Origin of the sequence: Beijerinckia sp. 28-YEA-48, assembly GCF_900104955.1 — a bacterium.
GTDB lineage: Bacteria > Pseudomonadota > Alphaproteobacteria > Rhizobiales > Beijerinckiaceae > Terripilifer.
The window spans coordinates 4,218,857-4,236,887 of the sequence record NZ_FNSI01000001.1; the positions used below are offsets into that span (position 1 = coordinate 4,218,857).

Genomic DNA, 18,031 nt, shown 5'->3' on the forward strand with positions numbered 1-18,031 from the left:
CGTCTGGGTTTTATGATGACTTGCCAGCCTGTTCAGCCTCTCCGTCCCTCTGTCCAGAGCGCGTCCCGCCATCGCCGCATCGGCGCAGGCATTTCTCTGCTGCTCGCCATCACGCCTGTATCCGTAGCTCATGCGGCGGATATCGAGGTAAAGCCTGTGAAAAAGGCGGCGCCCGCACCCGCGCGCTGGAATGGATTCTATATCGGCGGCCACTTCGGCTATGGCGGCGGCAGCCTAGGCAAGAACGTCAACGCCATTCCCAACCAGGCCGTCATCGGACCACCGACCGTCACCGGCTTAGTCGGCGGTTTGCAGGCCGGCTACAACTTTCAGCTTCCCAGCAATTGGGTTGCCGGCGTGGAAGCCGACGTGACCTTCCCGAGCCCGTCGGACGTACCGCGCACCAAGCCGACCTTGTTCAATACGACGCTCGACGCGATGGGCACGCTGCGTGGCCGCCTCGGCTATGCCTTCGGCCCGTTCCTGCCCTATGTGACGGGCGGATTGGCTTATGGCCGCTCCAAGCTTGATATCCTCACGCCCGGCGGCGATCTGATCTCCGCCAATCATCTCTGGCATGTCGGCTGGACGGCCGGCGCCGGCATCGAAATGGCGCTCAACGGCCCGTGGAGCGCAAGGCTCGAATATAGCTATACGGATCTTGGACCCCGCACCTATCGCATTGGCGGCGTGGCGTTCCCGACCGTCCGGCCGCAAGTGCAGACGGTGAAGTTCGGCCTCAACTATCAATTCGGTGACGGCAGCACGCCGCCAACCGAAGTCTCGCCAGACTGGAATGTCCACGGCCAGACCACGTTCATCATGCAAGCCTATCCGCGCATCCGTTCGGCTTACGCAGGCCAGAACAGCCTTCCCGCCGTGGGTCAAGGCCGCGAGACCTGGACCGCCAGCGCCTTTCTCGGCCTGCGTTTGTGGAACGGTGGCGAATTCTATTTCAATCCGGAACTCGCCCAGGGGTTTGGTTTGAACTCCACCCTCGGCATCGCCGGCTTCCCCAATGGCGAAGCGCAGAAGGGCGGCGCTGTCTATGCGAAGATTCGTCCGCAGCGCTATTACCTGCGCCAGACCTTCGGCCTTGGTGGCGAACAGGAAGAGGTCGAAGATGGCCCGCTGCAACTGGCCGGCAAGCGCGACATCGATCGCATCACCGTCATCGTCGGTCGTTTCGCCGTCGGCGATTTCTTCGACGGCAACAGCTATGCCAAGGACCCACGCGCCGACTTCATGAACTGGGCGATGTGGTCATCGGGCGCATACGATTTCCCCGCCGATTTGCCCGGCATGACCCGAGGCGCGGTGGTCGAGTTGAATCGCAAGGACTGGGCCGTGCGCGCCGGGTTCTTTCAAGTGCCGCAAGGACCCAATAGCGACGACCTCATCTTCAAGGGCGGCGCTGGCGGCGTCGTCGAATTCGAGGGGCGCTACAGCCTGTACGATAAGCCCGGCAAGCTGCGCCTCGGCACCTTCCTGACGCGCGGGCGCACGGCCGACTACAATCAGGCCATCGATATCGCGGCGCTCAATCCGGCGTTCAACATCAACGATGTCGCGGCGAACACACGCCGCAACCGCGACAAATACGGCGTCTATGCCAATCTCGAACAGGCGATCACCGATGACGTCGGCTTCTTCGCCCGCGCCAGCTGGAACGACGGACGCTCGGAAATCCTGTCCTTCACCGACATCGACCGCAGCGTCTCAGCCGGCTTCTCGATCAAGGGCGCCTCCTGGGGGCGCCCCAATGACACGATCGGCATCGGCGGCGCCATCAATGGCCTATCAAAGGCGCATCAGAACTTCCTCGCCGCCGGCGGCTATGGCCTGTTGATCGGCGATGGCCGTCTCAACTACGGCACCGAGAAGATTCTTGAGACCTTCTATTCGGTGAAGGTGAACAAGTGGGCGACCGTGACGTTCGACTATCAGTTCATCTCGAACCCCGCTTACAACACGGCACGCGGACCCGCTTCCGTGTTTTCGATGCGCGCCCACGCGGAGTTTTAAACGAGGCCTACAAGGCGCGCGGATGACCGGGACGGCCGAGACTGCACTCCAAGGCCGCGCGATCCCATTTGCCGAGATCAGCCGCTGCATCATAGGTGCTGCGCAGGAACGCCATGAGCGCGGCCTGCGGATCGCCGGCGGTGCGCACTGCGTCATAGGGTAGGATGAACTCGCCGAGGTCTTTCGAGAAGAAGGCCTCGCGTGGTTCCACGGAAGCCGCGCCAAAGCCCGCGGGCGCCGGATAGGCATAGGAATAGAAAGCCGGATAATCGATAGGACCGCCGCCCGGCCAAAAGCCAGCACTCGACACTTCATGCGAATAGGCTTCGCGTGTGACCGCGTCGGACAGATAGGGCACGCCACCAGGATGCGGCGGCGCCTTCCGGCCAGAGAAGCGCGTCACCGCCAGGTCGAAACTACCCCAAAAGAAATGCACCGGGCTGACCTTGCCGATGAAGCTGGTGCGGAAACGGGCAAGTACCTCCTGCGTCGACAACAAGATGCGCCAGAAGCGATGCGCATAATCGCGATCGTAGGCGGCGTGAATGCGATCCTGATCGAAGGGAATGCAATCGGCCAACTCGCACGGCATGGTGCGAATATCCATGGCGAGCCCGAGCTCGGAGAAGGCGACCTCGACCTCTTCGTAAAATTCCGCGACCGATTTTGGCGCCAGCATGATCTGACGGCTATGGCCGTCGCTCGTGCGCACCCATAGTAGATGATCGATGAAATCGAAGTCGATCTGAAATTCGCGCGGACCAGGAATGGGCGACGTCGTCAAACCGCGCGCCGTCACATAAAGCGGCACATGCCAGGAGTGGTTCTGCCATGGCGTATACGCCAGGCGGATCTTGCCGATGACCTGGCTCCACAAATGCAGCGTTTCGCAACTGCTCTTCCAGGCGGCATAGGGTAGCTCGGGCCAGTGTTCTGCATTGGCGGCAAGCGACATATCGCTCTCCTTCCGTTCCCGAAGGAAGCCCGCATAATAGCGGGCCCGCGCACTCTGACAGGAGGCGCGGTCACCATCAAGACCAGGACCAGACCTGTGAGGCGTTCAGGCGCGCGCGACGTTGAGCGTCAGTTTCGGCGGCTTGCTCAGGGTCTGGAAGATGACGCAATAGCGCTCGGTGAGCTTGATCAGGGCGTCGATCTTGTCTTGCGGTGCATCGGTGTCGAGATCGAACGACAGTCTGATCTCACGGAAACCAACTGGCGCATCCTTGGCAACGCCGAGCGTGCCGCGAAAATCGAGATCGCCTTCGGCCTTAACCACGCCAGCCTTCAGAGGGATCTCCAGCGCGGTGGCGACCGCCTTCAAGGTGACGCCGGCGCAGGCGACGAGCGCCTCGAGCAGCATGTCGCCTGAACACAGTTCAGCGCCGGAGCCGCCGGTGGCCGGATGCAGGCCAACGACCGCTAAGGCGCGGCCGGTCTCGACCTTACACGCGATCTTCGATTCATCGATCGAGCCTTGCGCCTTCAGCGTGATCAAAGCTGTGTCGGGCGCGTCCTTATACCTGTCTTTGTAGGGCGCCTGCATGGCGCGGAGCGAGGCGGAATCCATGAATGAGCTCCCTAAAATTACCAGGATGCACCCGACGGTGCGGGCATATGCGTTGGTGTGGCATGAAGACTTGCGAGTGAGCCGTCAAGCGCGGCCAGAATGGCGCGCTTGGCCTCGGCAAAATCGTGCGACAGACGATCGCGCGGGCGCGGCGGGTTGATGGCGATATCTTTGAACACCCGGCCAGGACGCGGCTGCATGACGATGGCGCGATCGGCCAGGGCGGCCGCCTCTTCGACGTCGTGGGTGACGAGCAGCAGGGTCGGCCGATGCGCTTCCCACAAGGCCAGCAGATGATCTTGTAGGGACGCACGCGTCAGCGCATCGAGCGCCGAGAAGGGCTCGTCCATGAGTAGCACTTTCGGACGCGCTACCAGCGCACGCACGATAGCAACGCGCTGGGCCTGGCCGCCGGACAGTTCGCGCGGCCAGCGCGGGCCATAGCCGGCTAGGCCGACGCGCAGCAGCGCTTCATCAACGCGCGCATCGCGTTGTGCCTTGGGTAGATGTTCGATGCCGAAGGCGATGTTCTGCGCCACGGTCAGCCAAGGCAGCAGCCGCGGCTCTTGAAAGACGATGCCAACATCGGGATGCGGCGCGACGATGATATCGCCATCGACGGCGACACGACCGCCGCTCGCCTGTTCGAGACCGCTTGCCAAGCGTAGCAATGTGGTCTTGCCGCAGCCAGAGCCGCCGACCAAAGCGACGATCTCGCCGGGCGCAACGCCCATGGTGACATCGGACAAAGCCTGCGTGCCGTTGGCGTAGATTTTGGAGAGGCGATCGAGGGTGAGCATGCGCTTACACCGTCCTCGCGAAGGAATCCTGCCAGGTCAGCAGTGGTTTCGCCGCTAACACGAGCAACCAATCGAGCACTTTGCCGAGCACGGCGAAGCAGAGAATGGCGGCTAGAATCTGTGCTGGCTTACCGAGCTGCTGGCCATCGACGAGCAGATAGCCGAGCCCTTCGGACGCGCCCATGATCTCGGCAGCAACCACGAACATAAAGCCCAGGCCGAGGCCTGAACGCAGCGCCACGATATAGTCAGGCAGGATGGCTGGCAGCAGAATGCGGCGCGCCAATTGCCAGCGCGACAGACGAAAGGCACGGCCGACCTCGACGATCTTGCGATCGACGTTGGCGATGGCGCCCATGACGCCGAGATAGACCGGAAAGAACACGCCGAGCGCGATCAGCGCGATCTTGGAACTCTCGAAAATGCCGAGCCACAGAATGAACAACGGCACCCAGGCGAGCGAAGGAATGGCGCGCAGCGCCTGCAAGGTCGGATCGAGAAAACGCCTGATGGTAGCGGACGAACCGGTCAGAGCGCCCAGCAGGGTTCCCGCCGCCGCGCCAAGGCCGAATCCAAGCGCGACGCGCAGCAAAGTGGCGGTGACATGAATGGCGAGTTCGCCGCTCGCCGCCAATTCCCAGAGCGCGGAGAAGACGCGGCTCGGCGGTGGTAGCAGACGTGCTTCGAAAATGCCGAAACGCGCGGCGATCTCATAGAGAACCGCCGCGCCGACAGGGAGAACGAGACCAAACAGCCAGCGCGGGCTCGGCACCAATGTGCGTTCCACCGGCGCCGACTCGATCTTTTCAAGCGCTCCTGCTTCGCTCAAAGCCAGCACTCCTCCCCCGAATTTTAACCCCTATTGTCCCTTCGGCGCAAAGCTGGTGTCGACCAGGGAGGCGACAGCGGCCTTCACATCGACATCGGGCTTGATGACGCCGGCCTTCTGCAACGCGAGGCCCGCTTCCTGGATCGTCTCGGCGACCTTGCCATCAATGGCGGCGTTGGTGAGATCGGTCCGCTCAAGCTGTTTGGCGATCACGGCTTCCGACAGTTTGGTCTCGGCCACGAGCAACTTGGTCAGTTCGACCTTGTTCTGCAACGCCCACTGGCGCGCTTCCTCATAGACTTGATTGACGCGGCGCACGATGCCGGGGTGCTGCTTGGCGAACTCCTCGCGGGTGTTGAGCACACCCCAGGTGTTGGCGGCGGCATTGCGATAGAACAGTTTCGCGCCGTCTTCGACTTCCGCTTGAGCCATGATGGGATCGAGACCCGCCCACGCATCGACATCCTTGCGGATGAGTGCGGTCTTGCCATCGGGATGCTGCAACAGCACGAGGCGCACGTCCTTTTCCGTCAGCCCGGCGCTGTCGAGCGCACGCACCAGGAAGATGTGCGGATCAGTGCCGCGCGTCACCGCGACCGACTTGCCCTTGAGGTCGGCGATCCTGGTGATGCCGGTGTCGGGCCTGGTGACCAAAGCCGTCCATTCGGGCCGTGAATAGAGGCCGATCGACTTGATGGGATTGCCGTTGATCTTGCCGATCAGAGCGGCCGCGCCGGCGGTCGAACCAAAATCGAGCGAACCGGCGTTGAGAAATTCAAGCGCCTTATTGGAGCCGGCGGAGAAGACCCAGCGGATGGCGATGCCATCGGCGGCGAATTCCTTCTCCAGCAGTTTCTTTTCTTTCAGCACCAGGGAGAGCGGGCTGTAGGTCGCCCAATCGACACGAATCTCCTTGAGCTGCTGCGCAAAGGCCGGCGCGGCCAGCGTCAAAAGAGCCGCGGCCGACAAAACGAGACGACGGGAAAGCTTGGTCGGTGAAAGTGTGGTCATGGCGGTCCTCACAATTGCGCGGACGCGTCCATCAGACCGACCGGCGCTTTAGCTGCATTTTTAACCGCGCCCGCAAGCTGCAAGCTCAAATCGGCGCGTGGATGTTTTATGAGACGAAACGTTCGTTATGTCAAACAAGACATCCAGATATCGGAATAGAATATTTTCACTTATATATTTTGTTCTTATACGATGGAGCCCGCCTGGCCGGCTTCCCAGCCGATGATCGCCCGCTTGCGCGCCAGGCCCCAATGATAACCGGTGAGCGCCCCGCTCGAGCCGAGGACACGGTGGCAAGGCACGACGAAGGAGATCGGATTGCGCCCGACCGCCGCACCGACCGCCCGCGCCGCCTTCGGCTTCTCGAGATGACGGGCGATCGAGCCATAGGTGGTGGCCCGACCGAGTGGGATGCGCAGGAGGGTTTCCCACACCCGCACTTCGAAATCCGTGCCGATCAAGACCACCCGCAGCGGCCGGTCGGCCCGCCATTCAGTGGGATCGAAGGCGCGGCGGACATAAGCGGCGGCCGCCGCATCGTCACGCACATAGGTGGCATTGGGCCAGCGGCGCTGCATGTCGGCGAGTGCGCCCTCGCGGCCGCCCGACGGCTTGCCGTCGGTCCCGGCCGTGCCGGGCCCCGCTTTCTGGTCGACCCAGCCCAGACCCGCCAGACCACGCGGGGTGAACACGGCCAGGGCCTCGCCAAACGGCGAGGTGTGGAAGCCAAAGGTCAGCACCAGCCCCTCGCCACGGGATTTGTATTCGCCAGGCGACATCGCCTCGTGGGTGACGAACAGATCGTGCAGGCGGCCGGGACCGGACAGGCCAACCTCGTAAGCCGTGTCGAGCACCGAGGCCTGATCGAGCAGCAGCCGGCGCGCATGATCGATGGTCAGCGCCTGCAGGAAGGCCATCGGCGTCAGACCGGCCCAACGCTTGAACAGATGGGCGAAATGCGAGGCCGACATGCCGAGATGGCCGGCAATATCCTCGACCGAGGGCTGCGCCTTCCAATGCAGGGTCAGATATTCGATAGCGGCGCGCACGCGGTTGTAATCATTGGACTCCGGCTCGATCTGCACGCTGCCAGGGGCGCGTAGATCGATCGGGCGGGCCGCAATCGGGAGATCGCGTTGCAGGGTCATGATTTAGGTCCTTATGTCAGGCCGTAACATGGCCCGCCGCCAGCGCCCCCGCCACCCGAAAACCGCGATGCTTCGATTTTCAATTGTAGCGCGGCCCGCGCTTGGCCTCCGCCAGGGCGCGCGCCAATTCGTCGGCATATTGCTGGCGCGCCTCCGGCCCGAGCCAGATGGCGACCTCGATGCGCCGGCCGCGCGTCACCAAGGCGATGCGTTCGAGACCAAAATCCTCGTCTTCCTGCCGTTCCAGCCGCACCCACAGCGGATTGAGCCGCCATTCAAGGCGCTGGCCGCGATGGCTGACCCGCTCGATATGCAGGAGCACCGGCGTGACGGTGACATCCTCATAGGCGCGGGCGGCACGGAAATTGGCGCGGAAGGCCAGATAGAAGATCAGGACATCGACGCCCATGAAGCCAGCGACCGGCCAGGCGCCCATGATGACGAACGGCAGGGTGACGCAGAAGGAAAACACTGCGAAGACCATCAGCAAGCGGTGGAAGCCGCGCCGATCGAGCGAACGATGCGGTACGGTGCGGCGTGCGAAAATCTGTGTGTCGCTGGCATGGATCGCGGTCACAACGCTCGCGGCCTCCAATTCCCCTCTAGTATAGGCTGATCATGCCCGCGAAAAAGCCCCTCTCCGCAGCGCCGAAACGACGCCCCTCGAAAGCTCCGGTCGCTAAACCGGCAGGCAAACCAATGGTCCTTGGCAAGAGACCCGCAAAAATTGGCAAAAAGCCGGTCAGCGCTGCGATCATTCACAAAATTTTTGAGCGGCTTCACGACGCCAATCCAGAGCCCAAGGGCGAGCTGGATTATGTGAATGTCTACACTCTGCTGGTCGCCGTCGTCCTGTCCGCCCAGGCCACCGACGTGGGCGTCAACCGCGCCACACGCGGCCTCTTCGCCGTCGCCGACACGCCGCAGAAAATGCTCGATCTCGGCGAAGAGAAAGTGCGCGACTACATTAAGACGATCGGCCTTTATCGCAACAAGGCGAAAAACGTCATCCTGCTCTCGCAGCAATTGATCGATCATCATGGCGGGGAAGTGCCGCGCACGCGCGAAGAGCTGGAGACCCTAGCCGGCGTCGGTCGCAAAACGGCAAACGTGGTGCTCAACATCGCCTGGGGCGAAGAGACCATCGCCGTCGACACCCATCTCTTCCGCCTGTCCAATCGGCTGCGCCTGGCGCCGGGCAAGACGCCGCTTGAGGTTGAACTCGGACTCGAGAAAGTCGTGCCGAAGGAATTTAGGCGCCATGCGCATCACTGGCTGATCCTGCACGGGCGCTATATCTGCAAGGCCATCAGACCGGAGTGCGAGAAATGCGTCGTCGCCGATCTGTGCACGTCAGGTGATAAAAGGATTTAAGTCCAGCGCGAGTTAAAGCTCTTAGACTGAGGGTAAATCGCGTTTCGATCGAAACGCGATTTGCTTTAGCGTACCGGCACGAAGTAAAGGCCGATCCAGCCGACAATGCCGACGATGATGCGCCACCAGGCAAAGACCTTGAAGCCGTGGCGCGACACGTAATTCAAGAAGCCACGCACGACGAGCAGCGCTGAGAAAAACGCGGCGACGAAGCCGATGACGATGAGCGCGACATCGTTGAAATCCAGCAGCTTGTAGTTCTTGAACAGATCATAGGCGAAAGCGCCGGCCATGGTCGGCATGGCGAGGAAGAAGGAGAACTCCGCCGCTGCGCGCTTCTCGGCGCCCATCAGCATCGAACCGACGATGGTGGCGCCGGAGCGCGACACGCCAGGCACCATGGCAAGGCATTGGAAAAAACCGATCTTCAGGCACATCAGCGGCGGGAAATCCATCACATCGGTGAACTTGCTTTTCAGCGGCATGTCTTCAACCGCCAGAAGAACAAGACCGCCGGCGATCAACGTGGTGCAAACGATCATCGGATTGAACAGCACATCCTTGATAAAGTTGTGCAACGCCGCGCCGATGATGGCGGCGGGCAGAAAGGCGATGAGAATGCCGATGACGAAGGAGCGGGCTCTGGGATCGCTGGGCAGCGCCAGCAGGATCGACCACAGCTTTTTAAAATAGACGATGAGGATGGCAAGGATGGCGCCGAGCTGCACCAGAACCTCGAATGTCTTGCCCTTCGACTCGAAGCCAAGGAAATGGCCGATCAGCAGCAAATGGCCGGTCGAGGACACGGGCAGGAATTCGGTGAAGCCTTCCACCACACCAAGGATCAGCGCCTTGATGGCTTCAATCGTTGACATCAGGAAAGCCCCGGCGCGGAATCGAATGGTCTGCGGCCGCACGCCTGTTAAGTCCGCGAATCGCAGGCGCCGTCGCTTAAGTCTCTATAGTTGAAGCAGCCGTCATACCAAAGCTGTGGCCCAGGCTCTTACCTCAGCTTTAGTCAAAGCCCTGACGGTTAACCGGAACTTAACCTAGGGCCTGTGCATTGCAAATAATGACTGGCCTTGCGCCTATAGACTCCTGCATAGATTTCCCCCGTGCCGGCGTCACGGATCAAATCATTGTTGCTCATGCCCGTTTTGTTTCATCATCCGCTTTGTCCTCATTCGCGTTTCATCCGCATCGCGCTCGCCGAATATGGGCTTGAGCCGGAGTTGATCGAAGAACGAGCTTTCGAGCGCAGGAATGAATTCCTCATGATCAATCCGGCGGCTGAAACGCCGGTGCTAGTCGAGCCAAATCAATTGGTCGTCCCGGGGGTCGGCAATATCGCCGAATATCTCGATGAGACCCATGGCGCGAGCCTCGGCGCGCATCGGCTGTTGCCCCAGGATACCGCCGGCCGGGTCGAAGTGCGCCGGTTGATGGACTGGTTCAACGGTAAATTCTTTGCCGAAGTGTCGAATTTCCTAGTCACCGAGAAGGTCTACAAGCGCTATATGACCGCCGCGGCCGGCGGCGGCGCGCCCGATATGGACGCCGTGCGCGCTGGACGGGCCAACATCCGCTATCATATGGCCTATATCGGCTGGCTGACCTCTAAACGAAAATGGCTGGCCGGCGATATGATGACCTATGCCGACCTGGCGGCGGCAGCGCATCTTTCCTGCGCGGATTATTTGGGCGACGTGCCATGGGCGGAAGACGACACGGCGAAGGAATGGTATGCGCGGATCAAGTCGCGACCGTCGTTCCGCGCCCTGCTGAACGACCGGGTGCCGGGCATGGCGCCGGGAGCGGCTTACGCCAACCTCGATTTCTGAGTCCGTCCTTCATCGACGCGCTGCGCCAACGCGCGGCCGAGTTGGGCTTCGATCAATGTCGCATCGCCGCGCCTGACGCCATTCCACAAGCCCCGGCGCGCCTGCAGCAATGGCTTGGTGAGGGCGCCCATGGCGAGATGGACTGGATGGCGGAAACCGCCGAGCGCCGCAGCGACCCGCGCGCATTGTGGAGCGAAGTGCGCAGCGTCATCGTGCTCGCCGTCAATTATGGCCCCGACACCGATCCCCTGGCGTCGCTCGATCAGAAATCGCAAGCGACAATCTCGGTCTATGCGCGCAATCGCGACTATCATGAACACATCAAGGGCCGGCTCAAAATGCTGGCGCAGTTTCTCATCAGCCGCGCCGATGCCGAAGCGGATGTGAAGGTGTTCGTCGACACCGCGCCGGTGATGGAAAAGCCGCTGGCAGCCGCGGCCGGTATCGGCTGGCAAGGCAAGCACACCAATCTGGTGTCGCGCGATCATGGCTCGTGGCTGTTTCTCGGCACGATCTTCACGACCTTGCCGTTGCCGATCGATCCGCCTGAAAGCGATCACTGCGGCTCATGCCGGGCCTGTCTCGACATCTGCCCGACCAAGGCTTTTCCCGCGCCCTATCGGCTCGATGCGCGGCGCTGCATTTCCTATCTGACCATCGAGCACAAGGGATCGATCGATCCGCAGTTGCGCACGGCCATGGGCAATCGCATCTATGGCTGCGATGACTGTCTGGCAGCTTGCCCCTGGAACAAATTCGCGGAAGTGGCGCGCGAAGCAAAATTCCAAGCGCGCGATGATCTGGTGGCGCCGCCGCTGACTGAGCTCGCCGCACTTGACGATGCGGCCTTTCGCACCAAGTTCTCCGGTAGCCCGATCAAGCGCATCGGCCGCGACCGCTTTGTCCGCAATGTGATGATCGCCATCGGCAATTCTGCCGACGCGGCACTCGTGCCCGTGGCGCGAGCGCGACTCGACGATGCGTCGCCACTGGTGCGCGCCATGGCGGTGTGGGCACTGCAGCAATTACTGCCCTCACACCAGTTTGCCGCATTGCATCAGCAGGTGGCCGCGCGGGAGTTAGACCCGGTCGTGCTTGCGGAATGGGCAGCGAATGCTACAAGTCGGACCATGAGCTAGGCTGCAACGAGTCAGCTCACTTGCAATGGCGACCCATGTCTGGCGAACATGGCGCTCTATTAGATATTTATTGCGCGGAGACTTTCGATTGCGATGAACCTTTTTGTGTTCGGCCTCGGTTATTCAGCACTGCATTACATTCTCAAGCATCGGCCTGACTACGACAGCATTGCAGGCACAGTTACCCGGCCCGAGAAGAAGGCCGAATTCGTCGCCACAGGGATCAAGACCTATCTCTTCTCCGCCGATGTGGTGGAGGATGGAATCGCCCAGGCCCTCAGCGAGGCCGATGTCATCCTCGTTTCCATCCCGCCGGGCGAAGCCGGCGATCCGGTGCTGACCAAGTTCGCTTTGTCGCTGACGCGCACGAAGCGTCTGCGCAAAATCATCTATCTGTCGACCGTCGGCGTCTATGGCGATCGCCGTGGCGAATGGGTCGACGAAGATACAGCCCCGCTCACCACCAACACCCGCAGCCTGATGCGGCTTGCGGCGGAAAATCTCTGGCGCGCCTTGGCACGCGAAGGCAACCGCAGCCTTTATGTCCTGCGTCTCGCCGGCATCTACGGGCCCCGCCGCAACCCGCTTGTGCAATTGCGTGACGGCAAGGCCAAGCGCCTCGTCAAGAAAGACCAGGTCTTCAACCGTATCCATGTCGACGACATCGTCCAGGCGATCGCCAAATGTGTCGCGCGCGACAGGGCCGGTGAAGATCTCGTGCTCAACATCGCCGACGGACATCCCGCGCCGCCGCAAGACGTGGTGACCTACGCTGCGAGCCTGATGCAGGTCGAACCACCGCCATTGATCGACTATGAGACGGCCGACTTGTCTGAAATGACGCGCAGTTTCTACGCCGAGTGCAAACGCATCTCCATCGAAGCGGCGCGATTCGAGCTTGGATTCGAGCCGATCCATCCTACTTATCGTGAAGGCTTGCAACGCCTGTGGGAAGCTGGCGAAGGTAGGTAGGAGAAACGCGATGGGCATGCTGATCGACGGCAAATGGGAAGACCAACCGCTTGTGGCGTCCGACAAGGGACGCTTCGTGCGCCGCGACAGTTCCTTCCGCAGCTGGATCACCGCCGATGGCAGTGCCCCGAAAGGCAGCCCCAATCCCTTGTCCGGATATAAAGCCGAGCGCGGGCGCTATCATCTCTATGTCGGCTATGCCTGCCCCTGGGCGCAACGCACGTTGATCATGCGGGCGCTGAAAGGCTTGGAAGACATCATCTCCGTCTCGGTGGTGCATTGGCTGATGCTAGAGAACGGCTGGACGTTCGCTAAAGCCGACGGCGTGATCGCCGATCCGGTCGGACATGCGGATTTTCTCTATCAGGTCTATCAGCGCGCCGACTCGGCCTACACCGGACGCGTGACCATTCCCGTGCTCTGGGATCTCAAAACCGGAACCATCGTCAACAACGAATCCTCCGAGATCATTCGGATGCTGGGCAACGCCTTCGACGGCATCGGCGCGACACCGGGCGATTACTATCCACAACATCTGCGCGCCGATATCGATGCGGTCAACGATCGCATCTACAACACGCTGAACAATGGCGTCTATCGCGCCGGTTTCGCCACCACGCAGGCAGCTTATGAAGAAGCGGTGATCCCGCTGTTCGAAACCCTCGATTTCGTCGAAGCGCGTCTCGCCCAGCACCGCTATCTCTGCGGCGATGTGTTGACCGAAGCCGACATCCGCCTGCTGACAACTCTGCTGCGCTTCGATGCGATCTATTACTCGCATTTCAAATGCAACAAGCGCCGGATTGCCGACTATCCCAACATCTGGGGATTTACGCGGGATCTGGTGCAGCGGCCGAAGATTGCTTCAACCTTCCGGCTCGATCATTGTAAGAAACACTATTACGGCAGCCAGCTGCAAGTGAACCCCACCGGCATCGTGCCGATCGGCCCGGAGATCGACTTCGCCGCGCCGCATGACCGCGATCGTTTCGGCTAGCTCGGTGTCATACCGGACGCCGCAAGCGATCCGGTACAAGACGGAGGCTGCGGATGATTACGCCGCGATCTCATTGACTGGCGGGTGGCCGCCGCCGAAGTGATCGATATAGCGATCATCGATATTGGCAACCGGCAGAACGATGAGAACATCGGTGGTGCCGAACTGATGATCGATGACGGCACCGTCGCCGATCATCGCGCCAAGCCGCAGATAGCCTTTGATCAAGGTCGGCAGAGCTGCCAAGGCGCGACGCGGCGAGATGGCGTCATCGGCAAGCATCGCCATGTCGACGCGGCGGTCATCAAGCGCGCGCACCATCCAATCCTCTGGAACGCTCGCCTTATGATGCAGCAACGACAAGGGCGCGGCGATCTCGGCGGGATTGACCGTATCGAAAGAGGCACAGCCGATCATCACATCGATATTGTGATGGCTGACGTACATCCAGATGCCGCGCCATAGCAGTTCAAGGGTACGGCGAGCGCGATATTCCGGCAACACGCAGGAGCGGCCGAGCTCAAGAAAATGCTTGCCGGCGTGACGCGCCAGCAAAGGCGCCACATCGAATTCCTGAGCGCTATAGAAACCGCCATCGCTCTTGCGCGCATTCTGGCGCAGCAGGCGGTAGGTGCCGACGACTTTCGGCTTGATGCGGCCATAAGTTGATTTCGCCGCGTGATCGACGACGATGAGGTGATCGCAGGTGACATCGAAAGGACAGACGTCGCGGCGGCGCAGTTGCGTCGTGCGGTCGGGCTGCGCCGAGCCCTGATCGAAGAAAACCCGATAGCGCAGACGCTGCGCCTTGCGGATTTCCTTCTTCGTCACGGCGAATTTCAATTCCAGCGAACCGACCCGCGCCAGGGATTCCGGCAAGCCATGCAGATCGCGCACGACGCGACGTTGAACGGCGAACGCACTGACAAAACCGGCGAAACGCTGCCCGCCGGCACGTTCAGTTGTCGGTTTCATTGCAAAACCCCGATCCCATGATTCGCCCCATAGCACTAAAAGCCATTCAGATCGGAAGAAATTATGACGAATTTCCGTCGTTCCTGTTACAGCGACAAAATAGCAGGCGTTTAAGCAGCTCAATTAAGCCACTGGACTAAGCCATTTGCCGCTTCGGCAGAATGGCCGCTTGCAAGTGATCCGGATCGATCGGTTTAGTCAGGAAATCGTCAATTCCCGCGTCAAGCGCGGCACGACGATCCTCTTCGAAAGCGTTCGCGGTCAGCGCCACGATGCGCGTCGGCAACACGCCTGCTTCGCGTTCAAGCCGCCTAATCCAGCGCGATGCATCGATGCCATCAAGACCCGGCATGCGAATGTCCATCAAGATGACGTCGAAGCGCGGGCGATCACCACGCAATGTCCGGCTGACAATATCGACAGCTTCGATGCCATCGACCGCATGAATGGTTTTCGCGCCGAAACGTTCAAGATGTTTGCGCGCCACCAGCGCGTTAATCTCATTGTCTTCGACCAGCAGCACATTCAGTTCGAGTCGTGGCTTGGCGCCAGGCTCGACCATGTTCGTGGGCATGCTGCCGGCCATTTCACCGCGCAGCCGAGCAATCAGCGAAGCCGTGCGAACCGGTTTGACCAGCCAGCCATCGAAACCGGCCAACGTGTTCTGAGCCGTCGCGCGACGTTCGAACGGCGAGAACAAGATCAGGCTACGTTCAACACCGGCGACGCGCGTCGCTTCCGCGATCTGGCGCAAAACATCTTCACCCAGCGCGCAATCGATGATCGCTACATCTGGCGCGGGCTTCTGCGCCAGAACGGAGCGAACCTCGCCGATCGTCTCGGCCCGCAAAGTTTCCGCGCCAACCGCCGCCAGACGTTCGCCAAGATAACTCGTTTCAAACGGGGCGCGTCCGACGATCAACACGCGACGGCCCCACAGCGGCGGCGTATCGGCCTTGTCCTGACCAGACGCCGCCGGCAGATCGACATCGAAGGTGAAGACCGAGCCGTGGCTGCCGGTGCTTTCAAGTCGCAGATCACCCTGCATATGATCGATGATGCGACGCGAAATGGCGAGGCCAAGACCGGAGCCGCCATGGCGACGCGTGGCCGAACCATCGCCCTGTTCGAAATCCTCGAAAATGGTCTCCTGCTGATCTGGCCCGATGCCAGGCCCCGTATCGGCGACCGAGAAGATCACGCGATCGCCGGATTTCTTGGCAACGCGAATGCCGACGCCGCCGGTCTCGGTGAATTTCACCGCATTGCCAGCGAGATTGATGAGCACCTGCCGCAGCCGCGCCGCATCGCCGATCAGCCGGCGCGGCACGTCCGTTTCGATCACAGCGGCGATGCCGACGCCCTTGTCCTGCGCGCGCGGCGCCAACAGTTCGGTGACGCCTTCAACCAGAGTCACGATGTCAAAGGGTTCGTTGGCCAGTTCCAACCGGCCGGCTTCGATGCGCGAGAAATCGAGGATTTCCTCGATCAGATTGGCCAGCGCCGTGCCCGAGGTGTGGATCGCTTCGACATAAGCGCGCTGTTCGGCCACCAGCGGTCCATGGCGCAACAGATCGGCCATGCCAAGGATGCCATTGAGGGGCGTCCGGATTTCGTGGCTGACGGTGGCAAGAAAGCGAGACTTGGCTTCATTGGCGGCCTCGGCCCGATGACGGGCCGCGGCCGCTTCCTTCAGGGCCCACAGCTCGTCCTGCAGCTTTTCAAACCGGGCTTCGTCCAGCGATTTATCGGGCGGTTTGCGGCGGCTAAGAGCGGCATGGATGGCCCAGCCGACCGCCGCCCCCAACAGGGCGGCGAGGACGCCGAGAACGCCGACGACAAACACCGAGACAACCAATCCGAGCCCCCAACGCCACATGGCCTGGATAAGGCCACCCAGGGCAGGCTGGATTGCCCTGGTTGAAAAATCGTTGCTCGGATACCGACTTAACCCTTACTTCAGAGCCGGGCAACCGCCCTGGTCGATCGGCCGGAACACGTCATCGCCCTTGAGCAGGCCAACGGTTTTGGTCAGATCCCATTCTCCTTTTGATTCCGCAGGAGATTTGATCTGAGTCAGGGCGACACTGTGGACCATGCGGCCGTCAGGACGCAGGTAACCATCATTGGTGAATATGTCACGGACCGGCAGCTCGCGCATCTTCTCGATGACCTTCTGGGTGTCGGTGGTGTTCGCCGCCTCGACCGCCTTCAGATAATGTTTAACGGCGGAATAGACGCCAACCTGGAACGAACCCGGGAAAACCTTGCGCCGTTCGATGAACTTGGCGATCCAGGCCTTCGTCTCAGCATCGTCGCGATTGACCCAGGCGGAGACGTTATAGGCGCCCTGCCCGACTTCTAGGCCCATGGCCTTGACCGACAGCGGGCTGTCGAGGCCGAAGCCGACCACCTTGGCCTTCAGGCCGAACTCGCGGATCGCTTTCAGACCGTTGATCGTATCGTCGCCGCCATTGTTGAGGGCGATGACATCAGCGCCGGAATTCTGCGCCTGCAGAACGAAGGACGAGAAATCCTGGGTGCTGAGCGGATGTTTGACGGCCCCGACGATCTCGACGCCGGCCTTGGTCAGCGACGGACGAAGCCCGGCTTCCAGCGCCGCGCCAAAGGCATAGTCAGCGCTGATGAAATACCATTTCTTGCCCAGTTGCGGCACGGCGGCGGCGATCGAGGCGCTGAGCTGATAGGTGTCATAGACCCAATGCACGCTATTGCCGGGCGCACAGGCCTTGCCGGTGAAGTCGGCGGAGCCGGCACCGGCCAGCATGACCATCTTGTTCTTTTGCTTGGTCACATCGAGGACGGCGAAAGCGACGGCGGAATTCACCAGTTCGGCGATGACGTCGACCTTGTCGACGTCATACCAGCGGTTAGCAATGGAGACCCCGGTATCGGGCTTGTTCTGATGATCGCCGGCCAGAACCTCGATCGGCTTGCCATTGATCTTGCCGCCGAACTCCTCGACCGCCATGCGCACCGCTTCAACGGACCCCATGCCGGCGCCTGATTCATAGACGCCGGAAAGATCGGACATCACGCCGATGCGCACTTTATCGCCCGCGATCTGCGCTTGCGCCGCGCCGGCAGCCACCAGCAACGCCAATGCCGAAACCACAGTCCTCATAACGTCTCCCCCTCGTCCAACCGTCGCTGACGGATCGCAATATCAGTTTCACTGATCTTACCGGCGTTTGGCAATGGGTGGATTGTGATCGGGCGTTGACAGCGCTTGAAGGGGACGCTGCCCAACGCGGGCATTCTCGCCGACGTCAGGCCAGGCTTAAGGAAAGGGTAGGACGTCCGACGCCCTGCCCCTAATCTTTGAATTG

Annotated in this window: 17 protein-coding genes and 1 riboswitch; of the genes, 6 read left to right on the plus strand and 11 right to left on the minus strand. The window is 61.2% G+C overall.

From position 1 onward, the window contains the following. Positions 1-12: 12 nt before the first annotated feature. Entirely contained in the window at positions 13-2,025 is a 2,013-nt protein-coding gene (locus tag BLW50_RS19760) for a carbohydrate porin (RefSeq protein WP_090705709.1), read from the plus strand. A 7-nt stretch (positions 2,026-2,032) separates the two neighbouring features. On the opposite strand, the gene BLW50_RS19765 is transcribed toward BLW50_RS19760, so the two are convergent. The 7 genes from BLW50_RS19765 to BLW50_RS19795 form a co-directional block, all read right to left on the minus strand. Beyond that, positions 2,033-2,980, minus strand: coding sequence for a DUF5996 family protein (locus tag BLW50_RS19765; RefSeq protein WP_090705712.1), 948 nt, complete (start codon positions 2,978-2,980; stop codon positions 2,033-2,035). Between the two features lie 105 nt (positions 2,981-3,085). Next, positions 3,086-3,595 carry an OsmC family protein gene (locus tag BLW50_RS19770; protein ID WP_090705715.1) on the minus strand — a complete coding sequence of 170 codons (510 nt, stop codon included), beginning with the start codon at positions 3,593-3,595 and terminating at the stop codon, positions 3,086-3,088. A gap of 17 nt (positions 3,596-3,612) precedes the next feature. Beyond that, complete coding sequence (locus BLW50_RS19775; protein WP_090705717.1) at positions 3,613-4,395, minus strand: ABC transporter ATP-binding protein; 783 nt, start codon at positions 4,393-4,395, stop codon at positions 3,613-3,615. Positions 4,396-4,399: 4 nt separating this feature from the next. Further along, complete coding sequence (locus BLW50_RS19780) at positions 4,400-5,182, minus strand: ABC transporter permease (protein ID WP_244544481.1); 783 nt, start codon at positions 5,180-5,182, stop codon at positions 4,400-4,402. Between the two features lie 72 nt (positions 5,183-5,254). Beyond that, on the minus strand, positions 5,255-6,235 hold the full coding sequence (locus BLW50_RS19785; protein ID WP_090705722.1) for an aliphatic sulfonate ABC transporter substrate-binding protein: 981 nt from the start codon (positions 6,233-6,235) through the stop codon (positions 5,255-5,257). A gap of 28 nt (positions 6,236-6,263) precedes the next feature. Continuing rightward, positions 6,264-6,342, minus strand: a riboswitch (SAM riboswitch). A gap of 78 nt (positions 6,343-6,420) precedes the next feature. Then, on the minus strand, positions 6,421-7,383 hold the full coding sequence (locus BLW50_RS19790; RefSeq protein WP_090705724.1) for a bifunctional helix-turn-helix domain-containing protein/methylated-DNA--[protein]-cysteine S-methyltransferase: 963 nt from the start codon (positions 7,381-7,383) through the stop codon (positions 6,421-6,423). A 79-nt stretch (positions 7,384-7,462) separates the two neighbouring features. Further along, the gene (locus BLW50_RS19795; RefSeq protein ID WP_244544322.1) at positions 7,463-7,960 is read right to left on the minus strand and encodes a DUF2244 domain-containing protein; all 498 of its coding nucleotides are present in this window, start codon (positions 7,958-7,960) and stop codon (positions 7,463-7,465) included. Between the two features lie 41 nt (positions 7,961-8,001). On the opposite strand from BLW50_RS19795, the gene nth reads away from it, so the two are divergent. Next, complete coding sequence (gene nth, locus BLW50_RS19800; protein ID WP_090705726.1) at positions 8,002-8,757, plus strand: endonuclease III; 756 nt, start codon at positions 8,002-8,004, stop codon at positions 8,755-8,757. 65 nt (positions 8,758-8,822) lie between these two features. On the opposite strand, the gene BLW50_RS19805 is transcribed toward nth, so the two are convergent. Next, positions 8,823-9,632, minus strand: a complete 810-nt coding sequence (locus BLW50_RS19805; protein WP_090709410.1) for an undecaprenyl-diphosphate phosphatase — start codon at positions 9,630-9,632, stop codon at positions 8,823-8,825. A 273-nt stretch (positions 9,633-9,905) separates the two neighbouring features. Between BLW50_RS19805 and BLW50_RS19810 the strand changes: the two genes are divergently transcribed. The 4 genes from BLW50_RS19810 (at position 9,906) to BLW50_RS19825 (ending at position 13,706) form a co-directional block, all read left to right on the plus strand. After that, a complete protein-coding gene (locus BLW50_RS19810; RefSeq protein WP_090709413.1) occupies positions 9,906-10,598 on the plus strand; it encodes a glutathione S-transferase family protein in 693 nt (230 codons plus the stop codon). Next, positions 10,496-11,737: a tRNA epoxyqueuosine(34) reductase QueG gene (gene queG / locus BLW50_RS19815; RefSeq protein WP_090709415.1), complete on the plus strand. Its 1,242-nt coding sequence runs from the start codon at positions 10,496-10,498 to the stop codon at positions 11,735-11,737. Before BLW50_RS19810 ends, queG begins: the two co-directional genes overlap by 103 nt. A gap of 93 nt (positions 11,738-11,830) precedes the next feature. Next, a complete protein-coding gene (locus BLW50_RS19820) occupies positions 11,831-12,709 on the plus strand; it encodes an SDR family oxidoreductase (protein WP_090705729.1) in 879 nt (292 codons plus the stop codon). 10 nt (positions 12,710-12,719) lie between these two features. Continuing rightward, a complete protein-coding gene (locus BLW50_RS19825) occupies positions 12,720-13,706 on the plus strand; it encodes a glutathione S-transferase family protein (protein ID WP_090705732.1) in 987 nt (328 codons plus the stop codon). A gap of 57 nt (positions 13,707-13,763) precedes the next feature. Here BLW50_RS19825 and BLW50_RS19830 read toward each other — a convergent pair whose 3' ends face one another. The 3 genes from BLW50_RS19830 to BLW50_RS19840 all read right to left on the minus strand — a co-directional run bounded on the left by BLW50_RS19830 (position 13,764) and on the right by BLW50_RS19840 (position 17,826). Next, positions 13,764-14,681, minus strand: coding sequence for a l-ornithine N(alpha)-acyltransferase (locus BLW50_RS19830; RefSeq protein WP_090705734.1), 918 nt, complete (start codon positions 14,679-14,681; stop codon positions 13,764-13,766). A 136-nt stretch (positions 14,682-14,817) separates the two neighbouring features. Next, positions 14,818-16,539 carry an ATP-binding protein gene (locus BLW50_RS19835; protein WP_244544323.1) on the minus strand — a complete coding sequence of 574 codons (1,722 nt, stop codon included), beginning with the start codon at positions 16,537-16,539 and terminating at the stop codon, positions 14,818-14,820. A 96-nt stretch (positions 16,540-16,635) separates the two neighbouring features. Continuing rightward, positions 16,636-17,826, minus strand: a complete 1,191-nt coding sequence (locus BLW50_RS19840) for an ABC transporter substrate-binding protein (protein ID WP_090705740.1) — start codon at positions 17,824-17,826, stop codon at positions 16,636-16,638. Between the last annotated feature and the right edge of the window lie 205 nt (positions 17,827-18,031).